The sequence below is a fragment of the Edaphobacter sp. genome, from assembly GCF_035532915.1.
In the GTDB taxonomy this organism is placed as follows: domain Bacteria; phylum Acidobacteriota; class Terriglobia; order Terriglobales; family Acidobacteriaceae; genus Edaphobacter.
Genome location: NZ_DATKQC010000275.1, coordinates 1 through 7,781, shown reverse-complemented (window position 1 = coordinate 7,781; position 7,781 = coordinate 1). Strand labels below are relative to the sequence as shown.

The window sequence follows — 7,781 nt, the reverse complement described above, 5'->3', positions numbered from 1 at the left end:
GCCGCCGCATGGCCTACATGAGTCACTCCACCATGCTCTACGACGAGCTGACCGCCATGGAGAACCTCAACTACTTCGCCTCGCTCTACCGCGATGGCGGCTGCGCCTGCGTCGGCAGTCCCGAGATGGCTCTCCGCGCCGTCGGCCTCGACCCCAATCTCACTCGCCCCGTCGGCCAATACTCGCAGGGCATGCGCCAGCGTGCCTCGCTCGCACGCGTCCTCCAGACCGACCCTGAAATCCTCCTACTCGACGAGCCTTTCTCGAACCTCGACGTTGCCTCCGCCCACCACATGGTCGAGCTGCTCGCCGACTTCCGCACCTGGCCCGTCTACAAAAAAGACGGGGGCGATGGCAAACGCACCATCCTGCTCACCACCCATCAGGCCCACCTCGCCGAGCCCATCGCCGACACCACCCTCACCATGCGCAACGGCCAGATCGTCACGACGGCAAAACAGGGAGCAGCCGCCCAGTGAAGCCCCCTGCCCAGCTTAAAACCAAGACCAACGCCGCCCGTCTCCTCGACAGCCTCAACATCACCTACGAGCTGCGCACCTATGAGGTCGACCCCGAAGACCTCACCGCCCTCTCGGTCGCCCGCAAGATCGGCCTCCCTCCCGAGCAGGTGTTCAAAACCCTCCTCGCCCATACGAACGATGGTGAGCACCTCTTCGCCGTCATCCCCGGAGACGCCGAACTCGATCTGAAAAAGCTGGCGCACGCCGCCAACGCAAAGAAAGCCGAGCTGGCCTCCCTCAAAGAAGTCGAGCCGCTCACCGGCTACATCCGCGGCGGAGTCACCGTCATGGCCGCCCGCAAGCCCTTCCCCGCCTACGCCGACGAGACCATCGAGTTGCACGACCTCATCTCCATCTCCGCCGGACAGCGCGGCCTACAAATCCTGCTCTCTCCCGCCGACTATCTCCGCGCCGCCAACGCCACCCTGGCCGACCTCACCAAATGAAATACATCGGCCACATCCTCGCCCATCTCCGCAAAGACCTCCGCATCGAGTGGCGCTCCCGCGACTCCATCAACGGGATGCTCTTCTTCGCGCTTCTGGTCGTCGTCGTCTTCTCGCTGGCCTTCGATCCCACCGCCGCCGTCTCCCGCCAGATCTCCGGCGGCATCCTCTGGGTAGCGCTCCTGTTCGCCACCGTCACCGCGCTCAACCAGGCCTGGACCCGCGAGCAGAACCATCAGGTACTCGAAGCCCAACGCATGGCCCCCGCTCCTGCATCGGCCCTCTTCCTCGGCAAAGCCATCGCCAACATGCTCTTCGTCCTCGTCGTTGAAGCGGTACTGGCCCCGGTCTTCATCGTCTTCTATAACCTGCACGTCCTCGGCAACGCGTGGCTGCTCGCACTGATTCTTCCCCTCGGCACCTGGGCGCTGGTGGTCAACGGAACCTTCTTCGCCGTGCTCGGCCTGCGCACCCGCAACCGCGAACTCCTCCTGCCATTGTTGCTCCTGCCCATCTCACTTCCTGCGCTTCTCGGCATGGTTGAAGCGACGACCGGAGTCCTCACCGCCCAGCTCGATCCTCTCGAAATCAATACCTGGATCACCCAGCTTGCCGGATACGATCTCGTCTACACCATCGTCTGCGTCCTGCTCTTCGAGACCGTCCTCAACGCTGAATAGCCTATTCGCGGTAAAATTATCCGCATAGTGTCCCGACCCTCCATCTTTCGCACTGTCGCCTGGCTCTGGTTCCTTGCCAGCATCGCCGTCCTTATCGTCGGTTTCCGCGAGGCCATCTTCCTTGTGCCCACCGACGCGGCTCAAGGCGACACTGGACGCATCTTCTACTATCACGTCCCCAGCGCGATGCTGAGCCTGATCTTTCCCTACATCAACTTCCTAGCCTCGCTCGCCTATCTCTATTGGCGTCGCCGCGATCCCCTGAAGGCTCTCACCTCGGACGCCCTCGCCCTCACCGCTGCCGAAGTCACAGTGGTCTACGCCACCATCTGCCTGGTCACCGGCAGCATCTGGGGCCGCGCTACCTGGGGCATCTGGTGGACGTGGGACCCGCGCCTGACCAGCATGTTACTGCTCTGGCTGCTCTATGTCAGCTACCTGATGCTGCGGCGCTTCTCCTCCTCCGGCCAAAGTCAAACTCTCGCCGCAGTCCTCTCCGTCTTCGCCGCCGTGGATGTCCCTATCGTCTATATGTCGATCCGCTGGTGGCGCACCCAGCACCCCGCCCCGGTCTTCGGCGGCGGTCCTGACTCCGGCCTCGATCCATCGATGATGCCCGCCTTCGTCTGGAATATCATTGGCTGGGCCATGTGGGGCATCTTCATCTTGTGCTTCCGCTTCGCCCTTGAGCGCCGCCGCCAGCTAGCCGAGCAGGAGGCCGCCCTCAGCGCCATCGAAGACTCCCTGGAGACCGCCCAATGACCTGGCACACCTTCTTCAACCTGAGCACCCTCGAACACAGGCACCTTCTCGCCGCCTACGCCACAGTCTTTATCGTTCAGGGCAGCTATGTTCTCTGGATTTTGCGGGGATGGCTGCGGTCGAAGGGCCCGCGCGAGTAAAAAAGCAACGAAGCTACGAAAACGCAGCTTCGTTGTCCGAGAAGAATTGCAGATGACGCGGAATTCGCTGAAAGCGGATTTCCGCCTCTCTCCACCTAAACCCCGGCACTCAAAAAAGGTTTCTAAAAAAATAGCGCATTTTGCAAGCCAATTCACTTGCATACAGCAAGTGAATTGGCTATCGTCTCAAGCGTGCCAGAAAACCAAAAATCGAAGCCCCGCTCCGGCTGCCCGGTCAGTGTTGCGCTTGAAAAGTTCGGGGACCGCTGGTCCCTGCTGATCATCCGCGACCTGATGGTGCGGGGGTACAAGACCTTCAAGCAGTTTCAGGAGTCCGGCGAAGGCATCTCCACCAACATCCTCGCCGACCGCCTGCAAAAGCTCGAAGCAGGCGAAATCATCACCCGCGAGCCGGAGGAGAGCGATGGAAGAAAGATCAACTATCGCCTGACCGAAAAGGGTATCGATCTGGCACCGGTACTTCTGGAGCTGCTTCTGTGGAGCGCCAAACACGAGCAGACCGGCGCACCCTGCGAACTCATGGCGCAGATGGCTACGAACCGCGAAGCCGTCCTCGCCGAGACCCATCGCCGCTGGAAAGACCGCGACCCCAACCCCATCCTGCCCCCGTTCGTCGATACAAAGCCGAAAACCCCCAAAGGAGCAACTCATGAGCAAAGTTAGAGTATTGGTTGGCACCCGCAAAGGTGCCTTTGTCCTCACCTCAGACGGCAAGCGCGACAAGTGGGATGTCAGCGGCCCCCACTTCGCCGGATGGGAGATGTACCACCTCAAAGGCTCGCCCGTAGACCCCAACCGCATCTACGCCTCGCAGAGCAGCGGCTGGTTCGGCCAGGTCGTCCAGCGCTCCGACGACGGCGGCCAAACGTGGTCGCCGGTCGGCAACAAGTTCGCCTACGAAGGCGTCCCCGGCACGCACCAGTGGTACGACGGCACCGCGCATCCGTGGGAGTTCAAGCGCGTCTGGCACCTCGAGCCCTCGCTCACCGATCCCGACACCGTCTACGCCGGCATCGAGGACGCCGCCATCTTCCGCTCCACCGACGGAGGCCAGAACTGGAGCGAGCTTCCCGGCCTGCGCGAGCACGGCTCCGGCCCGCGCTGGCAGCCCGGCGCGGGCGGCATGTGCCTGCACACCATCCTCCTCGACCCCAGCGATCCCCAGCGCATGTACATCGCCATCTCCGCCGCCGGGGCCTTCCGCACCGACGACGGCGGCAAGACCTGGCAGCCCATCAACCAGGGCCTCCACTCGCAGTACATCCCCGACCCCAAGGCCGACGTCGGCCACTGCGTCCACCACATCGCCATGCACCCCTCGCGCCCCACCACGCTCTTCATGCAAAAACACTGGGACGTCATGCGCTCTGACAACGCAGGCGACCACTGGCACGAGATCAGCGGCAACCTTCCCACCGACTTCGGCTTCGCCATCGACGTCCACGCCCACGAGCCCGAGACTATCTATGTCGTTCCCATCAAGTCCGACTCCGAGCACTTCCCTCTCGACGGCCAGCTCCGCGTCTATCGCAGCCGCACCGGCGGCAACGAGTGGGAACCGCTCACCAAGGGGCTCCCTCAGTCCGACTGCTACGTCAACGTCCTCCGCGACGCCATGGCCGTCGATCAGCTCGACTCCTGCGGCGTCTACTTCGGCACCACCGGCGGACAGGTCTACGTGTCGCCCGATGCCGGAGACACCTGGTCCCCCATCGTCCGCGATCTCCCCGCCGTCCTTTCTGTCGAGGTCCAGACCATCCCATGACGACACACCGTATCCGTGTCGAACTGCCCGCGCATCTGCGCAACCTCGCGCAGGTGCATGGCGAGGTCACGCTCGAAGTGGCCGCGCCCCTCACACTGCGCACCGTCCTCGATGCTCTCGAAGCCCGCTACCCCATGCTCGCCGGAACCATCCGCGATCATGGCACCCAGCAGCGCCGCGCCTTCCTGCGCTTCTTCGCCTGCGAGGAAGACATCTCTCATCAGTCTCCGGACACGCCCCTGCCCGAAGCCATTGCCACCGCCCGCGAGCCGCTGCTCATCATCGGAGCCATCGCCGGCGGATGAAATTTGCAGAAGTCTACTGACAGGATGCTGTCAGCAGCCCCTGTTTAGTCTCTACCAGTAAGCCAAATTCTCACCACGCAAAAAGGAGCAGTCATGAAAGCATTCAACACTTATCTCAACTTCGCCGGAACCTGTCGTCAGGCTATGGAGTTCTACGCCAAATGCCTCGACGCCGATCTGCAGGTCATGCCGTTCTCGCAAGGCCCCATGGAAGTAACACCCGAGACGAAGGACATGGTCCTTCACGCTCGCCTATCCAAAGGCGACCAGGTCATCATGGCCTCCGACTGCCCTCCCGGCACACCTCTTACCGAAGGCAACAACTTTTCCATCTGCATCCACTGCGAAAGCCGGGAAGAAGTCGACAAACTCTTCGCCTCGCTCGGCGAAAAGGGCAAACCAGTCATGCCCGCGCAAGACATGTTCTGGGGGGCTTACTTCGGCATGATCACCGACAAGTTTGGCATCAACTGGATGTTCAGTTTCGAGACCGCACAACACAGTTAGCCGCATCACAGTGTGTCGCACCACAAATATGAGGGTGCCAACCTAATCGCCTCCTCGATGAGTGCATTGGCGATTAGGCACCAATTTGAGATGAAAATCTGCCGATCTGCGATACGCCAGATTCAGACTCGATATCCAAGGAGCAATCAATGAAACGAACGGCATTCAGGACGATGGTCTTAGGAGGTTTCGTGCTGGTTCTCGGGTTGGGGGTCGGGCGGCAAGCGCGAGCCCAGGTCGCCAAAGCCCCGTATCCGAATATGGCTCCTCTTGATCAATACCTGATTGCGGATCGGGATGCTGAGATCGCCCTGGCGCGGAGCGCGGCCCCGGAATCCATCTCACGCGATGCCGAGGTCCTGGTTCTCGGACGACACGGATACGAAATCGCAGTCAAAGGAAAAAACGGTTTCGTATGCATCGTCGAACGATCATGGACCACTGAGATTAGCGATCCCGAATTTTGGAATCCCAAGGTGCGGGCTCCGATTTGCTTCAACGCGCCAGCCGCGCGATTCAATGTCCCACTCACGATTAAGAAAACCGAACTGCTTTTGGCTGGACTATCGAAAACTCAAATGGTCGACAACATCAATACCGCCTTCGACAAGAAGGACCTGCCTACCCTCGAACCTGGCGCGATGTGTTACATGCTGTCAAGGCAAGGGTACCTGAGCGATCGCGACGGACACTGGCATCCCCACCTGATGTTTTTCATTCCGCAAACCGACGAGAAAGCCTGGGGTGCAAATCTGCCGGACTCGCCGATTTTTGCTCTTAAAGACGCTCAGGACCGACTAACGTTATTTCTGATTCCGGTAGCTAAATGGTCGGACGGCACGGTGGCTCCTGCGGAGAGCCACTGACATTCTCTCCCGGCGAGTGAGCCCATGGCGAAATTTGCAGAGAAGCTAACGACCAATGCGCTCCTCGAACTAATTGAACTCAAGCGATCGCCGCCACCAACGGTGCCAACTTCGGAGCAGCCCACCGCGCCAGATAAAGACTCACTCCTAATCACGCGCCCCAGCCAACGCACGATCGCGCTAACTGCCGCTGTAGCGCCCAAATTTATTTTGCCGTTTTCCGCCCAAAAATCGCATGTCAAGCCCCATATTGGCTTAACTCACTGAAACCAAAGAACATCCCGATTGCAAAAGAGTTTCCCTTCTCTCCCTATAATTGAAATAGAGACAGAAATTCAGGTAAACCAGCGAACTCCTTTGCAATCAAGACTTTAGAAAACAAGCTCTTTGTTTGCAAGACTTTACAAAAGAAGTACGGGGGAGGGGTACCCATAAAAGGGAGCCTTGATACCCTCACGCCACGCCATGAAGATCGCATCGCGCCGACAACGGGCCTGAAAAATCGCTCACGTCTGCACTGTGTAAAATGGCCTCGTACAAATAAACCGCAAAACTGCACAGGAGAACCACAGCAATGTCGAAGTTGACCCCAGGTAAGCTCGCCGGACTCAAATCCGTCTCCGATTCCCGCGGCGTCATCGCCGCAGCGGCGATGGACCAGCGCGGCTCCCTCCAGAAGTCCCTCGCCAAAGAGCGCGGCGCAGCAGCCGACGCCCACGATCTCGAAGTCTTCAAGACCCTCGTCACCGAGGTCCTCACCAGGCACGCCTCCGCCATCCTGCTCGACCCCGAGTTTGGCCTGCCCGCCTCCAAGCAGCGCAACGGCAAGGGCCTCCTGCTCGCCTACGAGAAGACCGGCTACGACGCGCAGACGCCTGGCCGCCTGCCCGACCTGCTCGACGTATGGAGCGTTCGCCGCCTCAAAGAGGCTGGAGCCGACTGCATCAAGATCCTGCTCTACTACACTCCCTACGAGAAGTCGCACGTCAACGACCACAAGCACGCATGGACGGAGCGCATCGGCGACGAGTGCCTCGCCCACGACATCCCCTTCTTCCTGGAGCTGGTTGGTTATGACGCCGATGGCGGCGACGAGAAGTCCCTCGCCTATGCCAGGAAGAAGCCCGACGTCGTCTCCGGAGGCATGGCCGAGTTCGGCAAGGCCCGCTACAACGTCGACGTCCTCAAGGTCGAAGTCCCCATCGTCATGGAGTTCGTCGAAGGCACCAAGGCCTTCAAGGGCGAAAAGGCTTACACCCGCGCCGAGGCACTGCAGCACTTCCGCGATGCCGAGACCATGACCCACAAGCCTTACATCTACCTCTCGGCCGGCGTCTCCAACCCGGTCTTCATCGAGACCCTCGAGCTCGCCGGCGAGTCAGGCACCAAGTACAACGGAGTCCTCTGCGGTCGCGCTACCTGGAAAGATGGCATCGCCATCTACGCCAAGCAGGGTGCCGATGCCTTCCGACAGTGGCTCGAGACCGTCGGTGTCGAGAACATCAGCAACGTCAACAAAGCCCTCAAGACTGCCAGCCCCTGGTACCTGAAATTCGGCGCCAAGAGCATGGAAGAGCTCGGCTAATACGCATCTCAACCAGCAGTCAAAGACCCCCGGCTTTTGAAGCTGGGGTCTTTGCTTTAACTCTCTTCCATAAGAAAGGAGCGCAACCCATGTTGATTCAACACACCGCAATGCAACCCATCACGACTTCAGCTTGCTTTAACCTAACTGCGCTATCCTTCTCCCAGATGAAGTGTCGACTCT

At 60.2% G+C, this 7,781-nt stretch carries 12 protein-coding genes; all 12 read left to right on the top strand.

Features of this window, described 5'->3' with window-relative positions; all coding sequences use genetic code 11:
- Positions 1-479: ABC transporter ATP-binding protein (locus VMU57_RS13245; protein ID WP_325384152.1), on the top strand; the 479-nt coding region annotated here is incomplete at its 5' end.
- Positions 476-967 (top strand): Cys-tRNA(Pro) deacylase, encoded by a 492-nt coding sequence (ybaK, locus tag VMU57_RS13240; RefSeq protein WP_325384150.1) that lies wholly within the window; start codon positions 476-478, stop codon positions 965-967. The genes VMU57_RS13245 and ybaK, both read left to right, overlap by 4 nt.
- A complete protein-coding gene (locus tag VMU57_RS13235) occupies positions 964-1,647 on the top strand; it encodes a heme exporter protein CcmB (RefSeq protein WP_325384148.1) in 684 nt (227 codons plus the stop codon). Before ybaK ends, VMU57_RS13235 begins: the two co-directional genes overlap by 4 nt.
- A gap of 27 nt (positions 1,648-1,674) precedes the next feature.
- A complete protein-coding gene (gene ccsA, locus VMU57_RS13230) occupies positions 1,675-2,409 on the top strand; it encodes a cytochrome c biogenesis protein CcsA (RefSeq protein ID WP_325384146.1) in 735 nt (244 codons plus the stop codon).
- Positions 2,406-2,549, top strand: a complete 144-nt coding sequence (locus VMU57_RS13225) for a hypothetical protein (protein ID WP_325384144.1) — start codon at positions 2,406-2,408, stop codon at positions 2,547-2,549. The genes ccsA and VMU57_RS13225 overlap by 4 nt, the downstream gene beginning before the upstream one ends.
- Positions 2,550-2,741: 192 nt before the next feature.
- A complete protein-coding gene (locus tag VMU57_RS13220; RefSeq protein ID WP_325384142.1) occupies positions 2,742-3,233 on the top strand; it encodes a helix-turn-helix domain-containing protein in 492 nt (163 codons plus the stop codon).
- On the top strand, positions 3,220-4,335 hold the full coding sequence (locus VMU57_RS13215) for an exo-alpha-sialidase (RefSeq protein WP_325384140.1): 1,116 nt from the start codon (positions 3,220-3,222) through the stop codon (positions 4,333-4,335). The genes VMU57_RS13220 and VMU57_RS13215 overlap by 14 nt, the downstream gene beginning before the upstream one ends.
- Positions 4,332-4,640 carry a MoaD/ThiS family protein gene (locus VMU57_RS13210; protein ID WP_325384138.1) on the top strand — a complete coding sequence of 103 codons (309 nt, stop codon included), beginning with the start codon at positions 4,332-4,334 and terminating at the stop codon, positions 4,638-4,640. The genes VMU57_RS13215 and VMU57_RS13210 overlap by 4 nt, the downstream gene beginning before the upstream one ends.
- A 93-nt stretch (positions 4,641-4,733) precedes the next feature.
- On the top strand, positions 4,734-5,147 hold the full coding sequence (locus tag VMU57_RS13205) for a VOC family protein (RefSeq protein ID WP_325384136.1): 414 nt from the start codon (positions 4,734-4,736) through the stop codon (positions 5,145-5,147).
- A 149-nt stretch (positions 5,148-5,296) separates the two neighbouring features.
- Positions 5,297-6,013 (top strand): hypothetical protein, encoded by a 717-nt coding sequence (locus VMU57_RS13200; protein ID WP_325384134.1) that lies wholly within the window; start codon positions 5,297-5,299, stop codon positions 6,011-6,013.
- A gap of 24 nt (positions 6,014-6,037) precedes the next feature.
- Positions 6,038-6,280, top strand: coding sequence for a hypothetical protein (locus tag VMU57_RS13195; RefSeq protein WP_325384132.1), 243 nt, complete (start codon positions 6,038-6,040; stop codon positions 6,278-6,280).
- 307 nt (positions 6,281-6,587) lie between these two features.
- The gene (locus VMU57_RS13190; RefSeq protein WP_325384130.1) at positions 6,588-7,598 is read left to right on the top strand and encodes a tagatose 1,6-diphosphate aldolase; all 1,011 of its coding nucleotides are present in this window, start codon (positions 6,588-6,590) and stop codon (positions 7,596-7,598) included.
- Positions 7,599-7,781: the final 183 nt, after the last annotated feature.

Excerpts from the sequence above, each read along its gene's own strand:
- VMU57_RS13190 (WP_325384130.1), top strand. The coding sequence starts at position 6,588 with ATGTCGAAGTTGACCCCAGGTAAGCTCGCCGGACTCAAATCCGTCTCC.
- VMU57_RS13205 (WP_325384136.1), top strand. The coding sequence starts at position 4,734 with ATGAAAGCATTCAACACTTATCTCAACTTCGCCGGAACCTGTCGTCAG.
- VMU57_RS13195 (WP_325384132.1), top strand. The coding sequence starts at position 6,038 with ATGGCGAAATTTGCAGAGAAGCTAACGACCAATGCGCTCCTCGAACTA.
- VMU57_RS13225 (WP_325384144.1), top strand. The coding sequence starts at position 2,406 with ATGACCTGGCACACCTTCTTCAACCTGAGCACCCTCGAACACAGGCAC.
- VMU57_RS13210 (WP_325384138.1), top strand. The coding sequence starts at position 4,332 with ATGACGACACACCGTATCCGTGTCGAACTGCCCGCGCATCTGCGCAAC.
- VMU57_RS13215 (WP_325384140.1), top strand. The coding sequence starts at position 3,220 with ATGAGCAAAGTTAGAGTATTGGTTGGCACCCGCAAAGGTGCCTTTGTC.
- VMU57_RS13200 (WP_325384134.1), top strand. The coding sequence starts at position 5,297 with ATGAAACGAACGGCATTCAGGACGATGGTCTTAGGAGGTTTCGTGCTG.
- VMU57_RS13235 (WP_325384148.1), top strand. The coding sequence starts at position 964 with ATGAAATACATCGGCCACATCCTCGCCCATCTCCGCAAAGACCTCCGC.